Raw genomic sequence first — 25,915 nt, 5'->3', positions numbered from 1 at the left:
AATTCCGGTGAATTGTCGGGCGGTTGGTTTACGCGCCGCCCGAAGATCAGATCAGATCAGCCGCCTCAGTCGTCGTCGAGCCCCGCCTCTATCGCGTACCGCACCAGCTCCACCCTGTTGTGCAGCTGCAGCTTGCCGAGGGTGTTCTGCACGTGGTTCTGGACCGTGCGGTGGGAGATGACCAGGCGCTCGGCGATCTGCTTGTAGCTCAGGCCCTTGGCGACCAGCCGCAGCACCTCGGTCTCGCGGTCGGTGAGCCGGGGCGCGTCGGGCCGGTCGGGGTCCGCCTCCGGGGCGGGCTCGGAGGCCAGCCGGCGGTACTCGCCGAGGACCAGGCCGGCGAGGCCCGGCGTGAACACCGGGTCGCCGACGGCGGTACGGCGGACCGCGTCGAGGAGTTCCTCCGTCGAGGCCGACTTCAGCAGGTAACCCGTCGCGCCGGACTTCACCGCCTCCAGGACGTCGGCGTGCTCCCCGCTCGCGGAGAGCACCAGGACCCGCAACGCCGGGTTGTGGCCGACGAGTTCCTTGCAGACCTGGACGCCCGGCTTGGCCGGCAGGTTGAGGTCCAGGACGAGGACGTCGGGTGCGGCGGCCTTGGCGCGGCGCACCGCCTGGTCGCCGTCCCCGGCGGTGGCGACCACCTCGAAACCGGACTCGGTCAGGTCCCGGGCCACCGCGTCCCGCCACATGGGGTGGTCGTCGACCACCATGACCTTGATGCTCATCGCCGCTCCGCCTTCCCCGGGGAGACCTTCGGTACCTTCAGCTCGACTTCGGTGCCCTGCCCGGGAGTCGAGAACAGCTCGGCACTGCCGCCCAGGTCGCGCAGCCGCCCCCGGATCGACTGGGCCACCCCGAGCCGCCCCTCCCCCTCCGCCTGGGCCAGCCGTCCCTCCGGGATGCCGGGGCCGTCGTCCCGTACGGTCACCACGACCTCGCCGGGCTCGTCCTCGACCAGGATCCAGGCCCGCGCCGCCTCGCCCGCGTGCCTGCGCACATTGTCCAGGGCGGCGCCGACGGCGGCCGCCACCTCGCGTGCGGCGCCCGGCGGCAGCTCCACCGGAGCGCCGGGCTCGGCCAGGCCGACCCGGGATCCGGCATACCGCGAGAGCAGCGTGCGCAGGTCGACGGGCCCGCCGTCGTCCGGCTCCTCGACCAGGCGTACGACGGCGCCCTCGGCCTCGTCCTCGGAAAGCCGCGAGGGCGGCACCAGGCCGCCGGAGACCAGCGTCCGCAGGGCCACCTCCTGCTCCCCGGCGAGCCGCCCGAGTTCGGCCGCCTCGCCGCCGAGGACCGTGCCGCGGCGCTGCACCATGGCGAGCACCTGGAGCACGCCGTCGTGGATGTCCCGGGCGAGCCGCTCCCGTTCCCGGGTCGCCGCCTCGATCTCCAGGGCGCGGGCGAGGGTGCGCTCGGAGGCGCGGGCGACCTCGACGACGTACCCGATGGCGATGGAGGCGACCCAGACCAGGATCACGTTGTGGACGGTGTCGCGGGCCGGGTGGCCGCGCTCGATCAGGTTGGCCGCGGCGACCGGCGTGGAGGCGAACGCGGCCCAGCGCCAGCCGCCCTTGAGGGCGTAGGCGAGGACCGAGCCGGCGGTCCAGATCGACGGCAGGGTCGGGCCGCCGCGGTCGATGTGGCCCTGGGTGACCACCCAGGGGGTCAGCACGATGCCGGTGAGCGCGACGGCGAGGTCGACGGCGAGGAAGCGCTTGGTGCAGGCCGCCGCGTTCTGCACGCGGGGCAGGGTCGCCAGGGTCCAGACGGTCAGGACGGCGTAGTAGGCGATGGCGACGCCCGCGCGGTCGTAGTCGTCGTAGGCGGAGGCGAACAGGCCGATGGCGTACAGCAGGGTCAGTACGCGGTAGCCGGTGAGGGCGCGCCACAGCGGCTGCTCGACCGACATCCGTACGACGCGTTCCCGCTTGCTCATGTCCCCCGGTCCCCCCTGCCCTCCCCGGCCGCCGGTCCCCCCGGCCGCGGGCCCCCTGCCGCCGGTCTAGGACTCGGCGGCCTTCTTCTCGGCCTTCGCCGCGTCCTTCTCGGCCTTGGCGGCCTCCGCGATCTGCCGCTTGGCGGCCGTCGCGTAGATGTCCACGTACTCCTGGCCGGAGAGTTTCATGATCTCGTACATGACCTCGTCGGTCACCGCGCGCAGCACGAACCGGTCGTGTTCCATGCCCTGGTAGCGGCTGAAGTCCAGCGGCTTGCCGATCCGGATGCCCGGCCGCATCAGCTTGGGCATCACCTGCCCCGGCGGCTGGATCTTCTCCGTGTCGATCATGGCGACCGGGACGACCGGGGCGCCGGTCGCGAGCGCCACGCGCGCGAGGCCGCCGGGCTTGCCCCGGTAGAGACGGCCGTCGGGCGAGCGGGTGCCCTCCGGGTAGATGCCGAACAGCTCCCCGCGCTTGAGCACGTCTATGCCGCTCTGCACCGCCGCCTCGCCGGCGCCGCGCGCGCCGGAGCGGTCCACCGGGAGCTGGCCGACGCCCTTGAAGAAGGCCGCGGTGAGGCGGCCCTTCACACCGGGCGTGGTGAAGTACTCGGCCTTCGCGATGAAGGTGACCTTGCGGTCCAGCACCGCGGGCAGGAAGAACGAGTCCGAGAAGGACAGGTGGTTACTGGCCAGGATCGCCGGGCCTTCGGCCGGGACGTTCTCCAGGCCCTCCACCCAGGGCCTGAAGGTGACCTTCAGCGGTCCCCCGATAGCGACCTTCATCGCGCCGTACAACAACCGAGTGCCTCCTGTTTCCGTCGATCAGACCTTAACCCGGAGCGCCGGGAATGGGCCCGACGACCCTGGTCGGTGTCAGTGCCGTCGCGTACGGTGAAGCACAACTGGAGTCGTCGTCCACGGCTCCCGCAGTTCCGCATCCTCGAACGAACTCGAAATGAATTGGAGACCGAAGGTGCCGGTTCTCCCCGGAGCCGAGCCGTACCGCCATGCCGGCGGGGAGGCCGGCGTCCTCCTCTGCCACGGTTTCACCGGCTCGCCCCAGTCGCTGCGCCCCTGGGCGGAACACCATGCGGCACACGGCCTGACCGTGTCCCTGCCCCTGCTGCCCGGGCACGGCACGCGCTGGGAGGACATGGCGGTCACCGGCTGGCAGGACTGGTACGCGGAGGTGGACCGCGAGCTGCGGCTGCTGCGCGAGCGCTGCTCCCAGGTGTTCGTGGCGGGCCTGTCCATGGGCGGCGCGCTGGCCCTGCGGCTGGCCGCGAGGAACGGGACGGGTGTGGACGGCGTGGTGATCGTCAACCCGGCGAACAAGGTGCACGGCCTGTCGGCGTACGCCCTTCCGGTGGCCCGGCATCTCGTGCGCACGACGAGGGGCATCGCCAGCGACATCGCCAGGCCGGGTGCCGCCGAGGTGGGGTACGACCGGGTGCCGCTGCACAGCGCGCACTCGCTGCGGAACTTCTTCCGCCAGGTGGACAAGGAGCTGCCGCAGGTGACCCAGCCGCTGCTGCTCCTGCGCAGCGTCGAGGACCATGTGGTCCCGGCGGTGGATTCCGCCCGCATCCTGAGCCGGGTGTCCTCCACGGACGTAACGGAAGTCGTGCTGGAACAGAGTTACCACGTCGCGACGTTGGACCATGACGCGGACCGGATCTTCGAGGAGAGCCTCGCCTTCATCGGACGGCTCGCACCCAGTGTCGGCAAGGAAGGGACGGCCGCAGTTGGCTGAGCACGACTCCGACCGCGAGGACCGCGAGCCGGACGAGACGGGGGTGCCCTTCGACGAGGAGGCCGCCTGGGCGGCGATCGTCGCGGGGTACGGCGACGAGCCGCCGGACCCGCCGGGCACGGCACCCTTCAAGCCGGTGAAGGATCTCGCGCTGCCCGCGATGGACGACGAGGACGAGACCGAGGCGGACGCCGAGCCCGCCGGGACGGGGGCCGGGGCGGCCGGGGAGCAGCGGCCCGTGCAGCCGCTGGGCAGCTCGGTCTCCTTCGCGCCCGGGGTGAGCGGCCCGCGTGACTACACGGCGCCGGAGCCGTCCGAGGACGACTTCGACGAGGACGACGAGGGGCACTTCGTGCCGCCCGAGCCGCCGCCGCTGCCGGAGGCCGACGCCACGGCCAAGTTCGCCTGGCTGGGCGTGGTGGGCGGGCCGCTCCTGCTGCTGCTCGCGGTGCTGCTGGGCTGGGACATGACCTGGTGGCTGGCGACGCTGGGCATCGGCGGCTTCCTCGGCGGGTTCGTCACGCTGGTGACCCGAATGAAGACGGACGACGAGGACGACGGGGACCCGGGCCGGGGCGCCGTGGTCTGAGGCGTCGCGCCCGCTAGGGCCTGTCTGACAATTCCCGCCTGCCTCACGACGCCATGCACGCACTCTCGCCGCACCGGGCCCTGACCCAAGTACGTCCAGTACGTGGGCCAGGGCCCGGCACACCGAGAGCACGCACCTGACGCCGCGAGGCCGCCCTCCGGGCGACGACGGGAATTGTCAGACAGGCCCTAGGACGCTGCCGGAATTCTGAGGGCGGCCAGGACCGGAAGATGGTCCGTGGCCGCCCTCAGGTCTGCCCCGGTCACCCCGGGCAGGCGCTCGGGGACGCCGCAGCCGAGCACCTCGATGCCCTTCGTCGCGAAGATCGCGTCGATGCGCTGGTGCGGGTCGGTGGACCCGGAGGTGCACTCGCCGCCCCAGGGAGCCGCGGTACGGCAGTCCTGGTAGGCGTCGGCCAGGCGGCGGAAGGTGCGGCCGTCGGGGCGGTCGTTGAGGTCGCCGCCGGCGATGGCGTGCTCCACGCCCAGGCCGGCGACCCGGTCGAGGAGCATGCCGCCCTGCTCGTAGCGCTCGTCCTGCTGGAGGCTGAGGTGGAAGCTGGTGACGCCGAGGCGGACGCCGCCGATGCGGACGACGGCGGTCGCGAGGCCGCGGCGGTGCAGGCCGGGGGTGAGGGGGAGGAGGACGTCCTCGGTGCGCTCGACGGTGGCGCGGAGGTCGCAGAGGATCGCGGGACCGGCCGCCGTGCCGCCCCCGGTGAGGATCACCAGCTCGGAGGCGGAGGCCAGGCGGGCGAGCTTCTTGCGCCAGCGGAAGAAGCGGGGGGCCTCCTGGACCAGGACCAGGTCGGGGGCGCAGGCCCTGATGACGCGGGCGAGGGCGTCGGTGTCGTCCCGCATGGAGCGGATGTTGTAGCTGAGGACGCGGACGACCGCGGAACCGTCGGGCTCTGTGTGGGACTTGGGGAGCGACGCCATGGTGATCAATGTACGCCGGGTCGCAGGGCCGTGCGCCTACTGGGGCGGGGCGCGGGGTGCGTACGCGACTGCCGGCTGTGTGTGGCTTGTCGCGCAGTTCCCCGCGCCCCTGGGGAGTTGCGGTTGCCGCATCCCGGGAGGTCCAGGACGTTACATGATCGGGTCGGGCTCTCTCGCCAGGTCGGCCGCGCCGACCAGGCCGGCCTCGTTGCCCAGCTGGGCCGCGATGACCTCGGCCACCGGGCGCCAGTTGCCGCCCACCAGCCAGCGCTTGTAGGACTTGCGGATCGGGTCGAGGACCAGTTCGCCCTCGTCCGAGAGGCCGCCGCCGACGATGAACGCGGAGGGGTCGAAAAGGGAGGCCAGGTCGGCGAGGCCTGCGCCGGCCCAGCGGGCGAGCTCGCGGTAGGAGTCGACGGCCACCGGGTCGCCCTGGCGGGCGGCCACGGAGATGTGCTTGCCCTCGATGCCGTCGGGGGTGCCGTCGCCGAGGGCGAGAAGCACCTCGGCGTTCTCGGGGGTGGCGTTGGCGCGCTGCTTGGCGTACCTGACCAGCGCGCGGCCGGAGGCGTACTGCTCCCAGCAGCCCTGCGAGCCGCAGCCGCACAGCAGGCCGTCCGGGACCATCCGGATGTGCCCGAACTCGGCGGCGACGCCGAAGTGTCCGCGGCGCAGCTTGTTGCCGATGATGATGCCGCCGCCGAGGCCGGTGCCGAGGGTGATGCAGATGACGTTGCGGTGGCCCTTGCCGGCACCGAACTTGTACTCGCCCCAGGCGGCGGCGTTGGCGTCGTTCTCCACCACCACGGGGAGGCCGACGCGGGCCTCGACCTCGTCCTTCAACGGCTCCTGGCGCCAGTCGATGTTGGGCGCGAAGTAGACCGTGGAGCGCTGCCGGTTCACGTAACCGGCGGCTCCGATGCCCACGCCGACGATCTCGTGCCCGGCGCGGGCGCCCTCTACGGCGGAAGCAATGGCGTCCACGATGCCCTCGGGCGTGCCCGGGGTCGGCACCTTGTGGGTCGAGAGGATGTTGCCTTCCTCATCGACCACGCCGGCCGCGATCTTCGTGCCGCCGATGTCGACGCCGATGGTGAGTCCCATGAATCCCTCAGTTTCGGTCGAGCCCCGCTACGGCCAACCGTACCCGAGGCCCTGCCGTCGGGCTCCCGTCGTCCGCCCGGAGGGCGGGCCGGGCGGTGACGGTGGGGTACCCCCTCGCGCTGTCAGTCGAGATCGATGCGTTCGCCCGGGCCGTCGTCGTCGCCCTTGTCGGGGCGGCCGGCGGTCCAGCGGGTCTCCTGGGCCTGGACCGCGGAGCGGTAGGCGGCGAGGAGCTCGCTGCCGGCCGCGGCCAGGTGGTCGAAGACGTCCGGGTTGCGCTCTATGACGGGCTCGACGGCGTTCTTCGCCTGCTGGACGACCTGCCGGACCACCTGCTGGGCGGCGGGTCCTGCGACCGCGCCGAGCAGCGGGGTCTGGAGGCCGGAGAGCTTGTCGGCGACGGCGTCGACGAGTCTGCGCAGTTCCTCGGCGGCCGACCCGGGGGGCGGGCCGTACTGGGCGCGGCGGCGGGCCTTCTCCGCCTCCAGGTCCTCGGCGCAGGCGGTGGCCCAGGCGTCGTCGTCCGTCGCCCGTACCTCGTCCGCGGCCTCGGAGGCGTCGGCTGCGGGGCGCTCTTCGCTCATGACGGACTCCTGACTACGGTTCGTCTCTACGACGTTACCCGAACGGGCGTACCGGTTTCACCGTCAGCGCGGCCACAGCTCCGGGTCCGGCGTGAACCGCAGCCGCAGCTCGCCGTCGCGCAGGGCGGCCCCGGCGACGGTGCAGCGGCGCAGGGCCGACGGCAGGGCGACGATCCGGCGGAAGCCGCCCACGGTGATCACGAGCTCGTCGCCGCGCCGGACGAGGTCGAGGTCGTCCCGTATCGCGCCGGGCAGCGGGATGTGCCAGACGAGGACGCCGTCCGTCTCGAGCCGGTCGGCGACCGGCCACCCGACCGGGGCGGGCACGGTGTTGACACCGGGCACGGCGAGCACGGCGAGGTCGTCGGCGCCGCGCGGGTCGTGCCCGAGGTGGGCGACCTCGGTGACGTCGTACGCCTCCCCCCACTCCCCGAGGGCCTTGCGCTGCTGGGCGACGAGGGCGTGCAGCGGGGTGGCGTCGGGCAGCACGCGGTTGGCGACCAGGTTCGTGGCGGGCAGGCCGCGCAGGGCGAGGCCGAGGCGGGCGGTGCGGACGGCGTCGGCGCCGGCCGGGCCGGGTTCGGCGACCAGGCGTACGGCGGTGTCACGGTCGGCGAGGACGGCCTCCACGGCGGCCAGCTCGCTGTCCCAGCGGGCCGCGGTCTCGTAGAGCCAGTCGGCGGGCATGGGCACGCCGGCGAGACGGCCGAGGACGGGGCGCAGGGCGCGGGCCGCCTGCCGTTCGGGCGGGAGCAGGCGGCGCAGGTAGCGGCGGAGCTCCTCGGGCAGGGAGAGGAGGGCGAGCGCCTGCGGGGCGGGCGGCAGGTCGACGACGAGCAGTTCGTAGCGCTCGCAGAGGGCGGCGTCGCGCAGGGCGCGGAGGAAGGAGAGTTCCTCGGCGCCGGGCAGGGGGGTGAGCTCCTCGGCGTCCAGACGGGAGGCGCCGAGCAGGTCGAGGACGTTCGCGGCGCGGGTCTGGAATGCGGTGAGGTCCTCGCGGAAGCGGGCGGCGGCGTCGGGGCGCCAGGCGGTGAGGGTGGGAGTGACGCGGGTGGGCTCCGGTCCTGTCGCCGTGCCCAGGGCGGCACCGAGGGTGTCCGTGCGGTCGGCGCTCAGGACGAGGGTCGGGGTGCCCCCGGCCGCGGCGCGCAGGGCGGTGGCCGCGGCGACGGTCGTACGGCCGCCGCCGCCGGGGCCGGTGATCAGGAGGGTGCGCATGAGGGTGAACCGTAACCGACTGCGCGATCAGCCACCGCCTACCCGCACCCGGCGTCCTGCGCGTACCCCCGCGACGCGTCCCTGCCTCACTTCTCTCCCGACTCGACCCTCTTCTTCAGCCCCGCCAGCGCCCGGTCGATGATGACCTTCTCCGCCTTGCGCTTGATCATTCCGAGCATCGGGATCTTGACGTCGACGGTCAGCGAGTACGTGACCTCGGTCGAGCCCGCGCCCGCCGGCTTCAGCAGGTACGAGCCGTCCAGGGAGCGGAGCATCTGGGACTTCACGAGCGTCCAGGAGACCTCGTTGTCGCCGGTCCAGGTGTACCCGAGGACCTGGTCGTCCTTGATCGCACCGGCGTCCATGACCAGGCGGACCTGCTCGGCACGGCCCTGGGCGTCGGTCTTCAGGACCTCCGCCTCCTTCACTTCGCCGGTCCAGTCCGGGTAACGCCCGAAGTCGGCGATGACCGCCATGACGTCGGCCGGGGCCGCCTCGATCGTGATGTTCGAGCTGGTGTGTTCCGCCATCGCCGTGGCTCCTCCAGATGCGGGCCGGTGGGACCGGTGGGACCGGTAAAGGGGGTCGGCGTGCGCGGGCGTGCGCACACGCGTGCCGCGTGAAGGCTACCGCGCGTCCGACCAGCCGACTTCACCCCCTGTCCGGGGTGGTCACCATTCCAGCGCCCAGGGCCTGCCGGTCCCGGCGAAGTGCCCGACGTTCACGCACTCGGTGGCCCCGATCCGCATCCGCTTCACGAGCGGCTGGTGGACGTGCCCGAAGAGCGAATACCGGGGCCGGGTGCGGCGGATGGCGTCCAGCAGCGCCCGGCTGCCCCGTTCGAAACGGCGCGCCACCGTGTCGTACACCAACTCCGGCACCTCCGGCGGGATGTGCGTGCAGAGCACGTCGACCTCGCCGAGCGCCTCGATCTTCGCCGCGTACTCCTCGTCGGAGATCTCGTAGGGGGTGCGCATGGGGGTGCGCAGGCCGCCGCCGACGAAGCCGAAGACCCACCCGCCGATCTCCACCCGCTCGCCGTCGAGGACCGTCGTCCCCGGAGCGGCGTACTCCCGCCACAGCGCCGGCATGTCGACATTGCCGTACGTCGCGTACGTCGGCGTCGGGAACGCCGCGAACATCTCGGCGTACTGCTTGCGCACCGCCTTCTCGATCGCCGTGGCCCGGTCCATGGCGATCCCGCCCCACAGCCGGGCACCGAGTTCCCTGGCCTCCTCGAAGCGGCGGGCGGTGCGGAGTTCGACGAGACGGTCGGCGTTCTCGACGCCGAACAGGTCGGGGAAGATGCCGCGGGAGTGGTCGGCGTAGTCGAGGAAGAGGACCAGGTCGCCGAGACAGATCAGGGCGTCCGCGCCGTCGCCGGCCCGGGCCAGGTCACGGGCGTTGCCGTGCACGTCACTGACCACGTGGACGCGGGTCCTTCGGATGCCGGAGGGTGTGGCTGCCATGGTGATCAAGCGTAGGCCTGTGCGGCAAACGTGAACAGGCGATGGCCGGGCCCGCGGTTACTGGTCAGTCACTAAAGCCGTGGACTACCGTACGCGGAGGAACACCAAACTGTGTGACGCACCGAACATCTCGCCGGACCCCCCTGTCGAAGAAGCCATACCGGCGGGTAACGTCCGGGCAGTCCAGTCGTGCTCAGGTATTCAACCAACGGATCTTCCAGCCCGTGGCGAAGCCCTGAGCACCTGCCCGAGCCTTGGACCGCACCGTCGCATCGCACAACGTCGTGGCGTCGGCGCCCTATGAGGAGCAGCAGTCTTGCGCGAGTTCAGCCTTCCGGCTTTGTACGAGGTCCCCGCGGACGGCAATCTGACCGACATCGTCCGCAGAAACGCCGCGCAGCATCCGAACGCAGCCGTGATGGCCCGCAAGGTCGGAGGTGTCTGGCAGGACGTGACCGCCGCCGCCTTCCTGGCCGAGGTGCACGCGGCGGCCAAGGGCCTCATCGCCTCCGGCATCCAGCCGGGCGACCGGGTCGGCCTGATGTCCCGCACCCGCTACGAGTGGACGCTCCTCGACTTCGCGATCTGGAGCGCCGGCGCGGTCACCGTGCCGGTGTACGAGACCAGCTCGCCGGAGCAGGTGCAGTGGATCCTCAGCGACTCCGGGGCGACCGCCTGCATCGTCGAACTGGACGGCCACACGGCAGCCGTCGAGTCGGTGCGCGAGACGCTGCCCGCCCTCAAGCACGTCTGGCAGATCGAGGCCGGTGCCCTGGAGGAGCTCGGCAGACTCGGCCAGGGCGTCACCGACGCCACGGTCGACGAGCGCAGCTCGCAGGCGAAGGCGGACGACCCGGCGACGATCGTCTACACGAGCGGTACGACCGGCCGCCCCAAGGGCTGCGTCCTCACCCACCGCGCCTTCTTCGCGGAGTGCGGGAACATCGTGGAGCGGCTGCGCCCCCTGTTCCGCACCGGCGAGTGTTCCGTCCTCCTCTTCCTCCCGCTCGCGCACGTCTTCGGCCGCCTCGTCCAGATCGCCCCGATGATGGCGCCGATCAAGCTGGGCTGCGTCCCGGACATCAAGAACCTCACCGACGAACTGGCCGCCTTCCGGCCGACGCTGATCCTCGGCGTCCCGCGCGTCTTCGAGAAGGTCTACAACTCGGCGCGCGCCAAGGCGCAGGCGGACGGCAAGGGCAAGATCTTCGACAAGGCCGCGGACACCGCCATCGCGTACAGCAAGGCGCTGGACACGCCGTCCGGCCCGGCGCTCGGCCTGAAGATCAAGCACAAGACCTTCGACAAGCTCGTCTACAGCAAGCTGCGCGCGGTGCTCGGCGGCCGGGGCGAGTACGCGATCTCCGGCGGCGCCCCGCTCGGCGAGCGGCTCGGCCACTTCTTCCGCGGCATCGGCTTCACGGTCCTGGAGGGCTACGGCCTGACCGAGTCCTGCGCGGCGACCGCGTTCAACCCCTGGGACCGCACCAAGATCGGCACGGTCGGGCAGCCGCTGCCCGGCTCGGTGGTCCGCATCGCGGACGACGGGGAGGTGCTGCTGCACGGCGAGCACCTGTTCAAGGAGTACTGGAACAACCCGGCCGCGACCGCCGAGGCGCTGGCCGACGGCTGGTTCCACACCGGGGACATCGGCACCCTGGACGAGGACGGCTACCTCAGGATCACCGGCCGCAAGAAGGAGATCATCGTCACCGCGGGCGGCAAGAACGTCGCCCCGGCCGTGATCGAGGACCGGATCCGTGCGCACGCGCTGGTCGCGGAGTGCATGGTGGTGGGTGACGGGCGGCCGTTCGTGGGCGCGCTGGTCACCATCGACGAGGAGTTCCTGGGCCGCTGGGCGGCCGAGCACGGCAAGCCGGTGGGTGCCACCGCGGCGTCGCTGCGCGACGACCCGGATCTGATCGCTGCGATCCAGGACGCCGTCGACGACGGCAACGCCGCGGTGTCGAAGGCGGAATCGGTGCGGAAGTTCCGCATTCTGTCCTCCCAGTTCTCGGAGGAGTCGGGCCACCTGACGCCGTCCCTGAAGCTCAAGCGCAACGTGGTGGCGAAGGACTACGCGGACGAGATCGAGGCCATCTACCAGAAGTAGCGGGCCGCTCGGGGTTGCTCAGAAGTCCTCGGCGAGAACCCGTTCCATGGCCCGCTCGGCGAGCGCGGTGATGGTGACGAACGGGTTCACGCCGATGTTCCCGGGCACCAGCGAGCCGTCCGTGACGTACAGCCTCGAATACCCCTTCACCCGCCCGTAGTCGTCGGTGGCCTTGCCCAGCACGCAGCCGCCCAGTGGGTGGTAGCAGAAGTCGTCCGCGAACACCTTGCCGGCCGAGCCGAACAGGTCGTAGCGGTAGATCGTGGCGTTGGCCAGGTTGATCCGGTCGAACAGTTTCTTCGCCATGGCCACCGAGACCGCGCTCTGCGCCGCGGTCCAGCCCAGTTTCACCCCGTCGCTCGCCGCGTCGTAGGTGAACGAGGCCCGTTGCGGGTTCTTGGTGATCGCCAGGTACAGGCTCACCCAGGTCTCGAACCCGATGGGCAGCGGGGCGATCTCCGCGAAGACCGGGTTGGCGGTGTTGGCCCAGTCGTCGATGCCCATGACCGGCATGGTCGCCTGGTTGGCGCCGGTGGTGTCCCAGATGTGGTTCGCGCGCCCCAGCATGGTGTTGCCGTTGGTGCTCCAGCCCGCGCCCACACTGGAGTCGAGCGCGGGCAGCGCCCCGGTGTCCCGGGCCCGGACGAGCAGTTCGGTGGTCCCGAGACTGCCGCCCCCCAGGAACAGATGGGTACAGCTGTACTGCTTGGTCTCGACGACGTTCCCGCTCGTGTCGATCCGGTCCACGCTCAGCACGTACGACCCGTCGCTCGCCCTGGTGACGGCCTTCACCTTCTCCAGGGTGTGGATGGTGACGTTCCCGGTGCCGAGGGCGGCGGCCAGGTAGGTCTTGTCGAGGCTCTTCTTGCCGTGGTTGTTGCCGTAGATGACCTCCTGGGCGAGGGCGGACCTGGTGGCGGTACCGGCGGCCTCCTGCTGCATGTAGCCGAAGTCGTAGACGTTGGGTACGAAGGTGGTCCTGAGCCCGGTGTTGGCGGCGGCCTTCCTGGACGTCCGGGTGAACTGGTACCACTCGGTCGACTCGAACCAGGTGGCGTCGACGGTGTTGACGCCCAGCATGGCGCGGGCGCGCGGGAAGTACGTGCCGTACATCGCGGTCGCGTCCACGGTCGGGAACTGCTCGGTGAAGTACGACTGGAGCGGGGTGACCGCCATCCCCCCGTTGACCAGCGACCCGCCGCCGACACCGCGTCCCACGTACACGGACATGTTGTCGAAGTGCACCCGGTCGAGGACGCCCGCGTAGGAGTCGATGTCCTTGTTGACGACGTCCAGCCAGAGGAAGGTGGCGAGCGGGGCCTCGGTGCGGGTCTTGAACCACATGGAGCGCTTGTCGGGGGCGGCGGTGGAGCAGAAGATCTTGCCGTCGGAGCCGGCCGTGTTCCACAGCTGCCCCATCTCGATCATGAGGGTCCGGACCCCGGCCTGCCCGAGCCGGAGCGCGGCCACGGCCCCGCCGTACCCCGAACCGACCACGATCGCGGGCGCGTTGTCGACGTCGGCCGCTTCCTCGGCGGCCTGCGCCGTCTGGAGCCCGACCCGGGTGAGACCGGCCGCCGCGGCGGTCTGGAGGGCGATCATGCCCAGAATGTGACGTCTCGTCAGCTGACGCTGCATCAGTTTTGCTGTCATGCGCGCAGCATGTGCGGATTTTCCGGTTCCGCCTAGCCTTGCGACGCAGTTAGTGACAGCGCGCCCGCGAAGGGGCACGGGGCCGTATGTGGCATGCGGCTACCGCCGCGTGGGCGCGACCAGTCAGGACGCACTCGCGGACGCGGCACGGCCCCACCCGCTACAGCAACTCCTTCAGCCGCTCCGCAAGGAGATCCCAGCGCCACTTCTCCTCGACCCACCGCCGCCCGCGCTCCCCCATCCGCTGCCGCAGCTCGGCGTCCCCCAGGAGCGCCACGATGCGCTCGGCGGCCTCCTCGGGGGAGCCGCCCCGCACCACCCACCCGGTCTCCCCGTCGAGGACCGCGTCCGGCGCCCCGCCCGAGTCCCCGGCCACCACCGGCAGCCCGGTCGCCGAGGCCTCCAGGTACACGATCCCGAGCCCCTCCACGTCCAGCCCGCCCCGCCGGGTCCGGCACGGCATGGCGAACACGTCGCCGGCGCCGTAGTGCGCGGGCAGCTCCGCCCACGGCACGGCGCCCGTGAAACGCACGGAGGCCTCGACGCCGGTCTCCTTCGCGAGCCGCCGCAGCTCCTTCTCGTACGGCCCCCCGCCCACGATCAGCAGCACCGCGTCCGGCTCGGCGGCCAGGATCAGCGGCATCGCGAGGATCAGCGTGTCCTGCCCCTTGCGCGGCACCAGCCGCGACACGCACACGACCACCGGCCGCTCGCTCAGCCCCAGTCGCGCCCGCACCTCGGCACCCCCCGACCCGGGGTGGAAGGTCTTCTCGTCCACCCCCGGCGGCAGCTGCACCATCCGCCCCGCGGCCTCCGCGCTGAGCGCGCCGGCGATCCGGGACCGCGTGTACTCGCCGAGATAGGTGATCGTGTCGGTCGCGTCCCCGATCCGCCGGAGCAGCCGCCGCGCGGCGGGCAGCTGGGCCCAGCCGGCCTCGTGCCCGTGGGTGGTGGCGACCAGCCGCTCGGCGCCCGCCTTCCGCAGCGCCGGCGCCATCAGCCCCAGCGGAGCCGCCGCCCCGAACCACACCGACGTGCAGCCGTGCTCCCGCAGCAGCCCGACCGCAGTCCGGGTCGCCCCCGGCGTCGGCAGCAGCATCGTCGTACGGTCGCGCACGACGGTGAAGGGCTGCTCCGCGTCGAACGCGGCGGTGGCCTCGGCGCCCTCCCGGCCCCGCTTCCAGGTGGACGCGTGGACGACCAGGCGCTCGGGGTCCAGACGCAGCGCCATGTTGTGCAGGAAGGCCTGGATACCGCCGGGCCGGGGCGGGAAGTCATTGGTCACGACGAGGGTCTTGTTCATCGGCGCCGACCCTACCCGCACAGGGTGTCCGGCCGTGCTTCATGGCCCCCGCACAGGACGCCGGGAGATCATGTGGCCCACTCGACACGGCGATGCCGACGGACAGGGGCTCAGGTGGACAGGACGGGCGTGCGGCGTGCCCTGGCGTTGTTGCTGGTCACGTGGGGTGCCACCCGGCTGGTGCTGCTGCTTTTCGTGCTGAAGGTGTTCGTCTTCCCCGGCGCGGACGTCACCAGCGACGTCTCCGTGATCTACCAGGGCTGGTACGAGGTCCTGCGGCACGGAACGTTTCCCCTGGACGACGTCACCTGGCAGTACCCGCCGGCCGCCGCCCTGGCGATCCTCTCCCCCGGCCTCCTTCCCTTCCTGGACTACCCGACCGCCTTCTTCGTCCTGGCCTGCCTGGCCGACCTGGTGGTCCTCGCCCTCCTCCTCTACACCGGCCCGCGCCCCGGCCGTACCCTGCGCGGTGCCTGGGTCTGGGTGCTGGGCGTCCCGCTGCTCGGCCCGACCGTCTACGCCCGCTACGACCTGATGGTCACCGCCGTCGCCGTCGCCGCGCTGCTCGCCGGCGCCCGGCACCCCCGGCTCATGGGCGCGCTGGCGGGCTTCGGCGCGATGGTCAAGGTGTGGCCGGCGCTGCTCCTCGTGGGGGCCGTACGGCGGCGGGCCTGGGGGGCCGCGGCCGTCACGGCGGGCGCGGTCGGCACCCTGTTCGCAGTGGCCATGCCGGGCGCGTTCTCGTTCCTGACCTTCCAGCGGGACCGGGGCACCGAGGTGGAGTCCCTCGGCGCGCTGGTCCTCCACGTCGCCCGGCACTTCGGCTGGCACGGCGAGGTGCTGCTCAACTACGGCTCGATCGAATTCCTCGGCCCGCACGTGAAGGCGGTGAGCACGGCGGCGCTGCTGCTCACCGTGCTCGCCTTCGGCTGGCTGCTGCTGTGGCGGCTGTCGGCGGTCCGCTTCCGCTCCCACACGCTCGCGGACGCGGCCTTCACCGCCGTGCTGATGTTCACGGTCACCAGCCGGGTGATCAGCCCCCAGTACATGGTGTGGCTGGTGGGCCTGGCCGCCGTCTGCCTCTGCTTCCGCGCCAGCCGGATGACCCTCCCGGCCGTCCTGCTCCTGCTGGCGGCCTTCGTGACCGTCCTGGAGTTCCCGGTCGGCTTCTCGCACGTCGTGGTCAGCGACTGGTACGGCATCACCCTGCTCCTCCTGCGCAACGGCCTGCTGGTGGCGGCCACGGTCACGGCGGCCCGCGCCCTGTGGCGCTCCACGGTGACCGGGGACACCGCCGCCCCCTTCCCCTCTCAGTCGGCCCGGGCGAAGGGGACCCCGGTGTCCTCCTGAGCACGGGCCGCGAGCACCCCCGCCGCCGCGCACTGCAGTCGCTGACTCAGCCGCCCAGCTGAGCCCGCACGTAGTCGCGCCAGCGGGCGGTGAAGGCCGGGAGGGTCGTGCCGAGTTGTGTCCTCAGGGCGTCCTCCACGGCGCCCGTGCGTGACGTGTGGGCGCCGACGGCGCGGTAGAAGGCGCCGAGTCCGTCCTTGCCCCAGTGGGCGGCGATCATCCGGCAGGCCAGCCAGCCGCCCTCGTAGGCCTGGGCCAGTCTGGTGGGGTCGTCGGTGAAGCCGAAGTCCTCATCGGCGGGCAGGCCTTCGGGGGTGTCCCCGGCCTCGACGGCGCGGGCGAGCTCGGGAGCCACCTCGGTGGGCGTGCGGCCGGTGCCGAGGTAGCCGATCCAGTCGGCGTAGCCCTCGGAGAGCCAGAGGGGGGTGGCGGCCGTGGTGTGGGCGCGGGTGGCCACGTGCGTCGTCTCGTGGGTGAGGACGACCTGTCTGCCGACCGTACCGAGGATCGCGTACGCCTCCGGGTTGAGGATGACCCGGTCCGCGGGTGCCTGGCCGGCGCCTCCCGCCTCGCCGGTGGTCACGGCGGCGATGCCCTTGTAGTTGGAGGCGGGGGCGCCCAGCAGGCCCGCCATGCCGTTCAGCGAACCGGGTACCAGCAGGACCACCCGCTGTGTCCAGCCCGTGCCCCAGGCCTTGGAGACCTCGGGGACGGCGGTGTCGGCGAGCCGGGCGTAGTCGCGCAGCGTGGCCGTGGACTGGCCGACGCCGAGGACGAGGGCGTGGGCGGTCTTGACGGCGGTCACCTTGCCCTGGTCCCAGAGCTGCTGTCCGGACTTCCTGGCGGGCTTGTCGTATGTGACATACCACTGTCCGTCGGCCGTGCGGCTGAGGGTCAGTGCCCGGTCCGTCGTCACCGGTGCCTTGTCGTACCCCTGTATCCGGTAGCTGAGCTGTGCGTCGGCGGTGGCTCCGGCGCCGTCGGGGTGCAGGGCGGTGAGCCGGTAGCTCCAGGCGGCGAGCGGTACGGCCCGCAGGTCGGCGTACGGACTCCGGGTACCGGTCTCGGCGTACGCCTGCTCGTCGTGGCCGAGGACCGCGGCCGAGCGGCGGTCCAGGACCTGCTGCACCTCGGCCATCGCCGTGCCGGTCGGCGACTGCCCGCCGCCGCATCCGGTCAGCGGCAGGAGCAGCAGACACAGCCCCACCGCTCCTGAGCGCCACACCCGTCCACGACCAGCCACTTTCCGATCGTAAGGGCAGGAGCCCGGAAGTCAGGGCCGGGTGACGGAGGAGACCGGCATCATTCCGACCGGGTCGTAGCGGACCGGGGCGCCGGGGTAGGGGGCGTGGATGACCTGGCCGTTGCCGACGTACATGCCCACATGGCTGGCGTCGGAGCGGTAGACGACCAGGTCACCGGGTTGCACCTGGGAGAGCGGGACCTGGTGGCCGGCGTAGCGCTGCTCCTGCGAGGTGCGCGGGAGGTGGATCCCGGCGTGGGCGTAGGACCACTGCATCAGGCCCGAGCAGTCGAAGCCGGAGGGGCCGTTGGCACCCCAGACGTAGGGCTTGCCGAGGGCGGAGCGGGCGGCGGCGATCGCGGCGGCGGCACGGGCGTCGGGGACGGCGGCGCCGGAGAGGTCGGGCAGGTCGGCGCGGTCGTCGCCGCGGGAGGCGTGCTCGAAGGCGACGCGGTCGACGGCGGGCATCGCGTTGAGCAGCCGCCGGGCCTTGGCGAGCTTGCGCTCCACGACGGCCTTGTGGGAGGCGACCGCCTTGCGGCTCTTCTCCAGCTCGACGAGGTTCCCGGCGGCCTCGGCGCGATCCTGGGCGAGTTCGCGCAGCGCCGCCTGGAGCCGCCTGAGCTGCCCGGCCTGGCGGGCGTCGACGCGGTCGAGGAGGGAGGCCCGGTCGAGGTAGTCCTGCGGGTCGTCGGAGAACAGCAGGGCCACCGTGGGGTCGAGGCCGCCGGAGCGGTACTGGGCGCCGGCGAGCGAACCGAGCGCCTCCCGCAGGGTGTTGACGCGCTGCTGCTGGCGGGCGATGCGGTCCTGGGACTCGTTGACCTCGCGGCGCAGCGCCCGGGCCCGCTCGTCGGCCTTGTCGTAGGCCTGGGTCGCCTCCTCGGCCTGCTGGTACAGCCGGTCCACCTCGGCACGGGCGTCGGCGTGCGGGGCGGCGCTCGCCGGTACGGCACCGAGTGCGGCGGCCGCGGCCGAGAGCACGCAGATGGCGGTACCGGCGCCCCGGTTGAACCCGGACGACGGTGCGAGACGGCGATGAGACCCCACGGCGGTCCTTCTGCTGGCGGACGGGAACCGCTTCCCCCGGCGCGGGGGACGGGGATGCCCCGGCGCCGGAGGAAACGCGCCGACAGTAGCCGCGCGACCGCACCCCGGCCAAAGACCTCGGCGGCCACGGAACGTGACGCCCCGCCGCTGACGCAGGTCACCGGCGGGGCGTGGAGTCAGTTTCGGTTGCCGCGATTCGCCCGTTCGGGCGCCTCACCGAGTTGATCTTCGGCCGTACGGGTACCGCCGTAACCCGGTGGGGTCAGATCCGGACGCCGAACTCGAAGGTCATGTCGCTGATCGACTCGTAGCGGACGACGGCACCGGTGTGCGGGGCGTGCAGGACCTGGCCGTTGCCGGCGTACAGGCCGACGTGGTGGTAGTCGCCGTAGAAGATGACCAGGTCGCCGACCTTGAGGTCGCTCTCGCTGTAGATGCGGGTGCCGGCGTTGGCCTGCGCCTCGGAGGTGCGCGGGATGGTGACGCCGGCCTGGGCGTAGGCCCAGGAGGTCAGGCCCGAGCAGTCGAAGGAGGACGGGCCGGAGGCGCCGTAGACGTACGGGGAGCCGATCACGGACTGGGCGGCGGCGAAGGCGGCGGCGGCCCGGCCGGAGGCGGAGCCCGTGTTGCCGAGGTCCACGCGGGAGGAGGCGCGGCTGGCGGCCTGGGCCTGCTCGGCGTCGAGGGCGGCCTTCTCCTTGGCCGTCAGCGTGTTGAGCAGCTTCTGCGCGTCGGCGAGCTTGGCCTGGACGGCCTTCTTCTGCTTGGCCAGCTCGGTGCGGGTGGCGGAGAGGTCCTTGAGCTTGTCGGAGGCCTCTGCCCGCTCCTGGGCGAGTTCGCGCTGTTTGTCCTGAATCTTCTTCAGGGCCTCGACCTGCTGGCTGCTCAACTGGTCGAGCGTGGACGCCTTGTCGAGGTAGTCGTCCGGGTCGGACGAGAGGAAGAGCTGGACCGACGGGTCGATGCCGCCGGAGCGGTACTGCGCGGTGGCCAGCGAACCGAGGCTGTCCCGCAGCTTGTTGAGGTCCTCCTGCCCACGAGCCACGTTGTCCTGGATCGTGGATATCTCCTTCTGCAGCTTCTGCTGCTTGTCCTTGGCGCCGTCCAGCTTCTCGGTGGCCTGCTCGGCCTCCTCGTAGAGCTTGTCGACCTTCGCCTTGACCTCGTCCTTGGTCAGCTTCTGGCTGGGCGCCGCGTTGGCGGCGTTGGCGCTGAGGACTACGGCGGCGGCCGCTGCGGTGGTGAGCACGGTCACGCGCGCACGGCTCGGCTGCTTGGGTCGACGATGGGACGCCACGGAGACGGGCTCCTTCGTTTGAGTGATCACCCGTGTGGAGGTTCGAGGCCAGACAGTAGTGACCTACCTGTGATCAGTTCAAACCCAGCAGCCAAAAAAGTGGTCACGCAACGCACTCTTTGCACATAACTCACGAGCGGTAATGCTCGATTGACGCTACGTTGCGTGACGGTTCGGTCAATTCGGGCATTGCATATGCGGGTTGCACGTTCAGGACAGTCGCTTCAGAAGCATGGCAGAAGCGACCGGGCGGGCCCCCGCCTTCGCGACCCCGTCGGCGACCTCGCGGTCGGTCGACGCCACGATCACCGGGCGGCCCGGCGGCTCGGCGCGCACCAGCTGGCGGATCAACTCGTCGGCGGTGACGCCGGGCTTGGAGAAGAGGACCCGGACCCCGCGCGGCGGGGCGAGCAGCACCGGCGCGGCCAGTTCGGCGCCGTCGAAGACACAGGTGACCTCGGCGCCGGTCTGGGCGGCGAGCTGGGAGAGCTGGCCGAGCAGCCGCAGCCGCTGCTTCTCCAGGGGCATCTGCGGATAGCCGGTCTTGGTCACGTTGTAGCCGTCGACGACCAGGTGCGCCTGGGGCAGGGCGAGCAGCTGGTTGAGGATGGCCGGGTCGTGCTCGGACAGGGCGCGCGCCGCGATGTCCTTCGGGGTCATTCGTCCCGGTTCGACCGCGTCCACGGTCTCGGCGGGCCGCACCGACACCGGCGGCAACGCCAGCTCGCGGCGCAGCCCCTGGGCCGCGTCGAGGACGGTGTCGAGCAGCAGCCGCAGCCGCATGTCCTCGACGCTGCGCCCCTCGCGGGCGGCCCGCCGGCTGGCCTCCAGGGCCGCCTCGGCCTCGCCGAGCCGGGCCTTGAGGCGCCGGCCCTCGCTCTCCGCGGCGGACAGCAGGGACTGCCCCTCGGCCCGCCCGGCCTCCATCTCGCCCTGCAGCTTGCGCAGCGCCGCCTCGCCGCGCTTGACGTCGCTGAGAGCCGCCCGCAGCTTGCGGTGAAGCGATTCCGCTTCCTTCTTCGCCGCGTCCAGTTCGGCGCGCAGCCGCTCCGTCTCGGACCGGGTCTGCTCCCGGGCCCGGTCCAGCTCCTCGCGCAGCCGCTCCAGTTCGGCCCGGCTCTCCTCGTCGGCCCGCTCGGCGTCCGCCCGCTGGGCCTCCTCACCGGCCGCCGCCACGAGCTTCACCCAGCCCGTGGGGCGCAGTACATAGGCCGCGGCCGCCACGTCGAGCGGGTCCGCGGCCGGGGGCGGGGAGCCGGAGTCCAGGGCGCCGGCCAGTTCCGGCTGGGCCTCTCTCAGCTTCTCCCCGATCCGCTGCCGGAAGAGGGTGTCCGTCTCCAGCGCGGCCGCCATGGCGTTCCCCGCGAACTTGGCCCGGCGATTCGGGGCGAAACGGGCGTACTGCCTGAGCTGTGCGGGCAGTTCGCCGAGGGTCAGGCCGCCGAACCCGTCCGACACGATCTGCACGACACGCCGTCGCACACCGTCGGGCAACGGACGGTCAAGCACCTCGGCGGTGCCGTCGCCCGGCCCCCCGCCTGTGGTCTCCACCATCCGTCACACCCCATCACCTGTACGGGGCCGCTCCCGGTATCAGGAGTCGGCGCCCGGCCTGTCCACGAGTTCCACCTGGTCCACCGCGTTGCACCAGCGGCAGCGCACCGACTCGATGGTCTCACTGACCACCTCGCGCTCCTCGACCTTCGGCTCACCGGCCAGGTCGAGGTGGACGTACTCGACCACCTTCGACGAGCGGGTCACGTCGAAGCGCGTGAGGTTGCCGCAGAGGGTGCAGCGCCACCGCGTCGTGGCGGTCGGCAGGGGAACCGTCATCGTGGCTTGTTCGCTTCCTTCTAGTGTCCGTGACGCGCCGTCCCGACGCGTGTGGCTCGTAACCCTACGGCCTGGCGGGTACTCGACGCCGCCCTGTCCGCGGCGGCGAGGCGATCTGCACCAGTGCGTCCCGTTACGCCATGCTCTATGTCCATGATCGGCAACTGGAACACCACGGCGGCCCGGACCCTGCGGAGCCTGCGGGGCACGTCCGCACCCATGACGTACCTCCTGATCGCCGTGTGCTGCCTGATCTTCGTGCTCGGCCCCGCCTCCGGCTTCACCCCGTCCTACGGCACCGGAGAGGCCCTCGCGACCGCCCAGCGGGCGTACTTCCGGCACTGGGGGGTGGTCCCCGCCGACCTGTTCGACGGCCCGGCGCGGGAGGCGCTGACCCCGGCCACGGCGCTGTTCATCCACGGCAGCTGGGTGCACCTGCTCGGCAACATGCTCTTCCTCTTCGTCTTCGGGGCGATGACCGAGGAACGGATGGGCCGCGTGGAGTTCACTGTCTTCTACGTCTGCTGCGGCTACCTCGCGCTGCTCGGCTACGCGGTCGCCAACGCCACGTCCCCGCAGTCGCTGGTAGGTGCGTCCGGGGCGATCTCGGCGGTCCTCGGAGCGTTCCTGTACCTGTTCCCCAGCGCCCGCGTGACCAGTCTCCTGCCCTTCCTCTTCTTCCTTCCGCTCCGGTTCCCGGCCTGGGTCGTCCTCCCCTTCTGGGCGGCCCTCCAGTGGCTGGCCCTCGACCAGGCCCCCTCCGGCCCCGGCGTGGCCTACCTCGCCCACCTGGTCGGGTTCGGACTCGGGTTCGGCTACGCGTGGGTGCGGTACGGACGTACCACTAAAGTGAAGGTCGCCCCAGCTCCGGCACCCGAGGGAGAGAACCAGCCGTGATCACCGCGATCGTCCTCATCAAGACCAGCGTGGACCGGATCCCCGAGATCGCGGAACAGATCGCCGCGCTGGATAGCGTCAGCGAGGTCTTCTCCGTCACCGGTACGTACGACCTGATCGCCATGGTCCGGGTGCGCGAGCACGAGGATCTGGCCGAGGTGATCCCGGGCCGCATCAGCAAGATCCAGGGCGTGGAGGGCACGGACACGCACGTCGCGTTCCGCACGTACTCCCAGCACGACCTGGAGGCGGCGTTCGCGATCGGCCTGGACAGCTAGCAGGCGCCGTTCACCGAAGCGCCCCGACTGCAGCACGCCCCAAAGGGGGCGCGGGGAACTGCGCGACCAGCCCCCACCGGTCCGCACCGTGGTCCCCTGCGGGTCCGTCGTGGCTTGTCGCGCAGTTCCCCGCGCCCCTGAAAAGCAGGTAGGTCAGCTCACCGCCGGGACGCAGCGGCCGTCCTCCGTGCGGTACGCCCACTTCGCGCCGTCGGTCACCAGTTCCCGTACCGCGTTCGCGAAGCGCTCCACGTGCTCGTCCGGCGTTCCCGCCCCGAAGCTCACCCGGATGGCGTTGAGGGACTTCTCGCCCGGTGCCGCCTCCGGCGCCCCGCACTCGCCCTGGGTCTGGGGGTCGGAGCCCAGCAGGGTCCTGACCAGCGGGTGGGCGCAGAAGAGGCCGTCGCGGACGCCGATGCCGTACTCGGCGGAGAGGGCGGCGGCGAAGTGGGAGCTGTTCCAGCCGTCCACCACGAAGCTGATCACGCCGACGCGGGGGGCGTCGTCGCCGAAGAGCGAGAGGACCCGGACCTCGGGGACCTCGGCCAGCCCCGCCCGCACCTTCTCGATCAGGTACCGCTCGCGGGCGACCAGCGTGTCGAAGCCCGCCTCGGTGAGCGCCTTGCAGGCGGCGGCGATGGAGTAGGCGCCGATGACGTTGGGCGACCCGGCCTCGTGCCGCGCGGCGCTCTCGTGCCACTCCACGGCCACTCCCCCGTCCTCGCGCCGGGTGACCTTGCGGCTGGCGCCGCCGCCCGCGAGGTAGGGCTCGGCGGCCTGCAGCCAGTCGGCGCGGCCGGCCAGGACACCGGAGCCGAAGGGGGCGTACAGCTTGTGGCCGGAGAAGGCGACCCAGTCGACGTCGAGGTCCTGCACGGAGACGGGGTGGTGCGGGGCCAGCTGGGCGGCGTCCAGGACGATCCGGGCGCCGTGCGCGTGCGCTGCGGCCGCGAGTTCCCGTACGGGCCACAGCTCGCCGGTGACGTTGGAGGCACCGGTGACGCAGACCAGGGCCGGGCCGTACGGGTCGCGGTCGGCGAGGGCGCGTTCCAGGGTCTCGACGGCCTGGCGCGGGGTGCGGGGGGCGTCGAGGTAGGTGACGCGGGCGTCCTGCCAGGGCAGCAGGGAGGCGTGGTGCTCGGTCTCGAAGACGAAGACCTGGCAGCCGGCGGGGAGGGCACGGGCCAGCAGGTTCAGGGAGTCCGTCGTCGAGCGGGTGAAGACCAGCTGGTCGTCGGGGCGGCAGTCGAGGAACTCGGCGACGGTCCGGCGGGCGTTCTCGAAGAGGTCGGTGGAGAGCTGGGAGAGGTAGCCGGCGCCGCGGTGGACGCTGCCGTAGTAGGGCGCGTAGGCGGCGACGTCGTCCCAGACCCGCTGGAGGGCGGGGGCGCTGGCCGCGTAGTCGAGGGCGGCGTAGGTGACCTCGCCGCCGGTGACGAGCGGGACGGTGACATCCCGGCCCAGAACGGGCAGCGGGGCACAAACGGACTGGGCGGCGGCAGCGGTGGAGACGGACATGGGTGAACTCCCGTGTGAGCAGGTGAGATCCGCCGTGCGAGCGGATGCGCTCAAGCAGCGGCAGGGGAAAAGGGGATGCGGAGGCGGGGCTCTGCGGCCCTATCGCATTCGCTTGCTCACGGGAGACTCCTCGACGACCAGGACCCCTGGTGTCCGAGGGGTCCGCGCTTGCCGCAGACCTCGCTGCCTGCGGCCTGGTCTTCACCCGGGGCACCCCGCCACGGACGGAGGGTTGCCGGACAGTCGGCCGGGGCCTCATGACTGTCACTCATGACCTGGGAAGAAACGTAGGTGAGGTGATCGCAGCCGCGCAACTCCTGTCCGGATGACGGGACACCGCCAGGCACCGACGCCGGTCCGGCACCGCAGGAACGACCGTGTGCGGTTGATCGCCGTTGCGGCGGACGGACTTGACCGGCCGGTGGAAGAGGCCGGTATCGGTAGAGGACACGGCGCAAAGAAAGAACCAGCGACGGCTCCTGCGCAATGGCCGTGCCCGTGCGGGTCAGGCACCGGCGGGACGGCCGTGTGCGGTTGCTCGCCGTTGCGGCGGGGCACAAGGTGGGCGCCGGTCCGGTTTCGTCGGTAGCGGTGCCGGAATCCCTTGTCCGCCGCAGCGGCGATCAGCCACGGCGGAGGAGTCCGGCGGTGCCGTGCCGCGCCTCGGCCCCCTGACCGCGTCCCCTTTACCTGTTCGTCGCCGCCGCCCAGCGCTCCAGGACCCGCTTGGCCGCACCCGAGTCGATCGACTCGGCCGCCCTGTCCATGCCGGCGCGCAGCTGCTCGGCCAGGGTCCCGGCGGCCGGGTCGAGGGCCACCAGGGCGGCGGCGGAGTTCAGCAGCACCGCGTCCCGCACCGGGCCCCGCTCGCCGTCCAGCAGCCTGCGGGCGACCTCCGCGTTGTACGACGGGTCGCCGCCCCGCAGCGCCTCCACGGGGACCAGGTCGATGCCGACGTCACGGGGGTCGAAGGTCTCCTCGGTCACCTTGCCGTCGCGGACGATCCAGACGCGGGACGTGGCGGTCGTCGTCAGTTCGTCGAGGCCGTCGTCGCCGCGGAAGACGAGCGAGGAGTGGCCGCGTTCGGCGAAGACGCCCGCGACGACGGGGGCCATGCGGGGGTCGGCCACGCCGACCGCCTGCGCCCGCACCCGCGCGGGGTTGGTCAGCGGGCCGAGGATGTTGAAGACCGTGCGGATGCCCAGCTGGCCGCGCGCCGCGCCCGCGTGCCGGAGCGCCGGGTGGAACTTGATCGCGAAGCAGAAGGTGATGCCGGCCTCCTCGGCGACCTCGGCGACCCGCTGCGGGGTCAGGTCGAGGTTGACGCCGAGCTTCTCCAGGACGTCGGAGGCCCCGGACGCGGAGGACGCGGCCCGGTTGCCGTGCTTGACGACCTTCGCGCCGGTGCCGGCCACCACGAGCGCCGACATCGTGGAGATGTTCACCGTCTTCGCGCCGTCGCCGCCGGTGCCGACGATGTCGACGGTGCGGCCCGGTACCTCGATGACGTTGGCGTGCGCGTACATGGCGCGGACCAGGCCGTTGATCTCGTCGACCGTCTCGCCCTTGGCCCGCAGGGCCACGACGAAGCCCGCGATCTGGGCGTCGGTGGCCTGGCCGCGCATGATCTGGTCCATCGCCCAGGCCGTCGCGTCGGAGCTCTGGTCCTGTCCGTACAGCAGCGCGTTCAGTACCCCGGGCCAGGAACGGCCCGCCGCGGTGTCGCCTCCAGCGGGGGTCACAGCGCTCATAAAGCCGCTCCTGATCGTCGTACGGGCAA

24 protein-coding genes and 1 riboswitch are annotated in these 25,915 nt (G+C 72.0%); of the genes, 6 read left to right on the top strand and 18 right to left on the bottom strand.

Annotated elements, in window-relative coordinates; all coding sequences use genetic code 11:
* Nucleotides 1-65: 65 nt before the first annotated feature.
* From ACZ63F_RS10975 to ACZ63F_RS10965, 3 genes are all read right to left on the bottom strand, one after another.
* Nucleotides 66-728 carry a response regulator transcription factor gene (locus tag ACZ63F_RS10975; protein ID WP_351715910.1) on the bottom strand — a complete coding sequence of 221 codons (663 nt, stop codon included), beginning with the start codon at nt 726-728 and terminating at the stop codon, nt 66-68.
* Nucleotides 725-1,939: a MacS family sensor histidine kinase gene (gene macS / locus ACZ63F_RS10970; RefSeq protein ID WP_469710142.1), complete on the bottom strand. Its 1,215-nt coding sequence runs from the start codon at nt 1,937-1,939 to the stop codon at nt 725-727. The genes ACZ63F_RS10975 and macS overlap by 4 nt, the downstream gene beginning before the upstream one ends.
* 66 nt (nt 1,940-2,005) lie before the next feature.
* Nucleotides 2,006-2,728, bottom strand: a complete 723-nt coding sequence (locus tag ACZ63F_RS10965; RefSeq protein ID WP_352363668.1) for a lysophospholipid acyltransferase family protein — start codon at nt 2,726-2,728, stop codon at nt 2,006-2,008.
* A 190-nt stretch (nt 2,729-2,918) separates the two neighbouring features.
* Here ACZ63F_RS10965 and ACZ63F_RS10960 point away from each other — a divergent pair, with 190 nt between their 5' ends.
* Both ACZ63F_RS10960 and ACZ63F_RS10955 read left to right on the top strand, forming a co-directional pair.
* Nucleotides 2,919-3,698, top strand: coding sequence for an alpha/beta hydrolase (locus ACZ63F_RS10960; protein WP_469710141.1), 780 nt, complete (start codon nt 2,919-2,921; stop codon nt 3,696-3,698).
* Nucleotides 3,691-4,287 (top strand): hypothetical protein, encoded by a 597-nt coding sequence (locus ACZ63F_RS10955; RefSeq protein ID WP_469710140.1) that lies wholly within the window; start codon nt 3,691-3,693, stop codon nt 4,285-4,287. The genes ACZ63F_RS10960 and ACZ63F_RS10955 overlap by 8 nt, the downstream gene beginning before the upstream one ends.
* Before the next feature lie 188 nt (nt 4,288-4,475).
* Here the strand turns inward: ACZ63F_RS10955 and ACZ63F_RS10950 are convergent, their stop codons facing one another.
* The 6 genes from ACZ63F_RS10950 to ACZ63F_RS10925 form a co-directional block, all read right to left on the bottom strand.
* Entirely contained in the window at nt 4,476-5,225 is a 750-nt protein-coding gene (locus ACZ63F_RS10950; protein WP_469710139.1) for an endonuclease/exonuclease/phosphatase family protein, read from the bottom strand.
* Nucleotides 5,226-5,375: 150 nt separating this feature from the next.
* Nucleotides 5,376-6,329 carry an ROK family glucokinase gene (locus tag ACZ63F_RS10945; RefSeq protein ID WP_352363676.1) on the bottom strand — a complete coding sequence of 318 codons (954 nt, stop codon included), beginning with the start codon at nt 6,327-6,329 and terminating at the stop codon, nt 5,376-5,378.
* Nucleotides 6,330-6,451: 122 nt separating this feature from the next.
* Entirely contained in the window at nt 6,452-6,913 is a 462-nt protein-coding gene (locus ACZ63F_RS10940; protein ID WP_469710138.1) for a DUF5304 domain-containing protein, read from the bottom strand.
* 63 nt (nt 6,914-6,976) lie between these two features.
* Complete coding sequence (locus tag ACZ63F_RS10935; RefSeq protein ID WP_469710137.1) at nt 6,977-8,131, bottom strand: ArsA family ATPase; 1,155 nt, start codon at nt 8,129-8,131, stop codon at nt 6,977-6,979.
* A gap of 86 nt (nt 8,132-8,217) precedes the next feature.
* On the bottom strand, nt 8,218-8,661 hold the full coding sequence (locus ACZ63F_RS10930) for an SRPBCC family protein (RefSeq protein ID WP_093503999.1): 444 nt from the start codon (nt 8,659-8,661) through the stop codon (nt 8,218-8,220).
* Between the two features lie 141 nt (nt 8,662-8,802).
* A complete protein-coding gene (locus tag ACZ63F_RS10925; RefSeq protein WP_469710136.1) occupies nt 8,803-9,600 on the bottom strand; it encodes a metallophosphoesterase family protein in 798 nt (265 codons plus the stop codon).
* A 316-nt stretch (nt 9,601-9,916) separates the two neighbouring features.
* Between ACZ63F_RS10925 and ACZ63F_RS10920 the strand changes: the two genes are divergently transcribed.
* Nucleotides 9,917-11,713, top strand: a complete 1,797-nt coding sequence (locus tag ACZ63F_RS10920) for an AMP-dependent synthetase/ligase (protein WP_469710135.1) — start codon at nt 9,917-9,919, stop codon at nt 11,711-11,713.
* An 18-nt stretch (nt 11,714-11,731) separates the two neighbouring features.
* Here ACZ63F_RS10920 and ACZ63F_RS10915 read toward each other — a convergent pair whose 3' ends face one another.
* Together ACZ63F_RS10915 and ACZ63F_RS10910 are read right to left on the bottom strand one after the other, a co-directional pair.
* Nucleotides 11,732-13,366 carry a GMC oxidoreductase gene (locus ACZ63F_RS10915; protein WP_469710134.1) on the bottom strand — a complete coding sequence of 545 codons (1,635 nt, stop codon included), beginning with the start codon at nt 13,364-13,366 and terminating at the stop codon, nt 11,732-11,734.
* A gap of 160 nt (nt 13,367-13,526) precedes the next feature.
* On the bottom strand, nt 13,527-14,669 hold the full coding sequence (locus tag ACZ63F_RS10910) for a glycosyltransferase family 4 protein (RefSeq protein WP_469710133.1): 1,143 nt from the start codon (nt 14,667-14,669) through the stop codon (nt 13,527-13,529).
* 114 nt (nt 14,670-14,783) lie between these two features.
* Here ACZ63F_RS10910 and ACZ63F_RS10905 point away from each other — a divergent pair, with 114 nt between their 5' ends.
* Nucleotides 14,784-16,019 (top strand): glycosyltransferase 87 family protein, encoded by a 1,236-nt coding sequence (locus ACZ63F_RS10905; protein WP_469710132.1) that lies wholly within the window; start codon nt 14,784-14,786, stop codon nt 16,017-16,019.
* Nucleotides 16,020-16,065: 46 nt separating this feature from the next.
* Here ACZ63F_RS10905 and ACZ63F_RS10900 read toward each other — a convergent pair whose 3' ends face one another.
* From ACZ63F_RS10900 to ACZ63F_RS10880, 5 genes are all read right to left on the bottom strand, one after another.
* Nucleotides 16,066-17,262, bottom strand: a complete 1,197-nt coding sequence (locus tag ACZ63F_RS10900) for a hypothetical protein (RefSeq protein WP_469710131.1) — start codon at nt 17,260-17,262, stop codon at nt 16,066-16,068.
* Nucleotides 17,263-17,292: 30 nt separating this feature from the next.
* A complete protein-coding gene (locus ACZ63F_RS10895; protein WP_469710130.1) occupies nt 17,293-18,312 on the bottom strand; it encodes a C40 family peptidase in 1,020 nt (339 codons plus the stop codon).
* Nucleotides 18,313-18,574: 262 nt separating this feature from the next.
* Nucleotides 18,575-19,609 carry a C40 family peptidase gene (locus tag ACZ63F_RS10890; protein ID WP_352363696.1) on the bottom strand — a complete coding sequence of 345 codons (1,035 nt, stop codon included), beginning with the start codon at nt 19,607-19,609 and terminating at the stop codon, nt 18,575-18,577.
* Between the two features lie 210 nt (nt 19,610-19,819).
* The gene (locus tag ACZ63F_RS10885; protein ID WP_469710129.1) at nt 19,820-21,163 is read right to left on the bottom strand and encodes an NYN domain-containing protein; all 1,344 of its coding nucleotides are present in this window, start codon (nt 21,161-21,163) and stop codon (nt 19,820-19,822) included.
* Between the two features lie 39 nt (nt 21,164-21,202).
* Nucleotides 21,203-21,442 (bottom strand): hypothetical protein, encoded by a 240-nt coding sequence (locus ACZ63F_RS10880; RefSeq protein ID WP_009309707.1) that lies wholly within the window; start codon nt 21,440-21,442, stop codon nt 21,203-21,205.
* A gap of 153 nt (nt 21,443-21,595) precedes the next feature.
* Between ACZ63F_RS10880 and ACZ63F_RS10875 the strand changes: the two genes are divergently transcribed.
* Together ACZ63F_RS10875 and ACZ63F_RS10870 are read left to right on the top strand one after the other, a co-directional pair.
* The gene (locus tag ACZ63F_RS10875) at nt 21,596-22,339 is read left to right on the top strand and encodes a rhomboid family intramembrane serine protease (protein ID WP_469710522.1); all 744 of its coding nucleotides are present in this window, start codon (nt 21,596-21,598) and stop codon (nt 22,337-22,339) included.
* Nucleotides 22,336-22,617 carry an Lrp/AsnC family transcriptional regulator gene (locus ACZ63F_RS10870; RefSeq protein ID WP_024882613.1) on the top strand — a complete coding sequence of 94 codons (282 nt, stop codon included), beginning with the start codon at nt 22,336-22,338 and terminating at the stop codon, nt 22,615-22,617. Before ACZ63F_RS10875 ends, ACZ63F_RS10870 begins: the two co-directional genes overlap by 4 nt.
* Before the next feature lie 153 nt (nt 22,618-22,770).
* Here the strand turns inward: ACZ63F_RS10870 and ACZ63F_RS10865 are convergent, their stop codons facing one another.
* A complete protein-coding gene (locus tag ACZ63F_RS10865; RefSeq protein ID WP_469710128.1) occupies nt 22,771-24,135 on the bottom strand; it encodes an aminotransferase class V-fold PLP-dependent enzyme in 1,365 nt (454 codons plus the stop codon).
* Between the two features lie 159 nt (nt 24,136-24,294).
* Nucleotides 24,295-24,411: riboswitch (SAM riboswitch) on the bottom strand.
* A gap of 410 nt (nt 24,412-24,821) precedes the next feature.
* Nucleotides 24,822-25,886 carry an anthranilate phosphoribosyltransferase gene (trpD, locus tag ACZ63F_RS10860; protein ID WP_469710127.1) on the bottom strand — a complete coding sequence of 355 codons (1,065 nt, stop codon included), beginning with the start codon at nt 25,884-25,886 and terminating at the stop codon, nt 24,822-24,824.
* Between the last annotated feature and the right edge of the window lie 29 nt (nt 25,887-25,915).

It is taken from the genome of Streptomyces sp. NPDC104761, from assembly GCF_055583445.1.
Note: the sequence above shows the minus strand (reverse complement) of the source record. Positions and strands in the feature narration are given on the sequence as shown.

Bases quoted from the DNA above. Each gene is read 5' to 3' on its own strand.
- ACZ63F_RS10975 (WP_351715910.1), bottom strand. From the start codon at position 728: ATGAGCATCAAGGTCATGGTGGTCGACGACCACCCCATGTGGCGGGAC.
- macS (WP_469710142.1), bottom strand. From the start codon at position 1,939: ATGAGCAAGCGGGAACGCGTCGTACGGATGTCGGTCGAGCAGCCGCTG.
- ACZ63F_RS10965 (WP_352363668.1), bottom strand. From the start codon at position 2,728: ATGAAGGTCGCTATCGGGGGACCGCTGAAGGTCACCTTCAGGCCCTGG.
- ACZ63F_RS10950 (WP_469710139.1), bottom strand. From the start codon at position 5,225: ATGGCGTCGCTCCCCAAGTCCCACACAGAGCCCGACGGTTCCGCGGTC.
- ACZ63F_RS10945 (WP_352363676.1), bottom strand. From the start codon at position 6,329: ATGGGACTCACCATCGGCGTCGACATCGGCGGCACGAAGATCGCGGCC.
- ACZ63F_RS10940 (WP_469710138.1), bottom strand. From the start codon at position 6,913: ATGAGCGAAGAGCGCCCCGCAGCCGACGCCTCCGAGGCCGCGGACGAG.
- ACZ63F_RS10935 (WP_469710137.1), bottom strand. From the start codon at position 8,131: ATGCGCACCCTCCTGATCACCGGCCCCGGCGGCGGCGGCCGTACGACC.
- ACZ63F_RS10930 (WP_093503999.1), bottom strand. From the start codon at position 8,661: ATGGCGGAACACACCAGCTCGAACATCACGATCGAGGCGGCCCCGGCC.
- ACZ63F_RS10925 (WP_469710136.1), bottom strand. From the start codon at position 9,600: ATGGCAGCCACACCCTCCGGCATCCGAAGGACCCGCGTCCACGTGGTC.
- ACZ63F_RS10915 (WP_469710134.1), bottom strand. From the start codon at position 13,366: ATGACAGCAAAACTGATGCAGCGTCAGCTGACGAGACGTCACATTCTG.
- ACZ63F_RS10910 (WP_469710133.1), bottom strand. From the start codon at position 14,669: ATGAACAAGACCCTCGTCGTGACCAATGACTTCCCGCCCCGGCCCGGC.
- ACZ63F_RS10885 (WP_469710129.1), bottom strand. From the start codon at position 21,163: ATGGTGGAGACCACAGGCGGGGGGCCGGGCGACGGCACCGCCGAGGTG.
- ACZ63F_RS10880 (WP_009309707.1), bottom strand. From the start codon at position 21,442: ATGACGGTTCCCCTGCCGACCGCCACGACGCGGTGGCGCTGCACCCTC.
- ACZ63F_RS10875 (WP_469710522.1), top strand. From the start codon at position 21,596: ATGATCGGCAACTGGAACACCACGGCGGCCCGGACCCTGCGGAGCCTG.
- ACZ63F_RS10865 (WP_469710128.1), bottom strand. From the start codon at position 24,135: ATGTCCGTCTCCACCGCTGCCGCCGCCCAGTCCGTTTGTGCCCCGCTG.
- trpD (WP_469710127.1), bottom strand. From the start codon at position 25,886: ATGAGCGCTGTGACCCCCGCTGGAGGCGACACCGCGGCGGGCCGTTCC.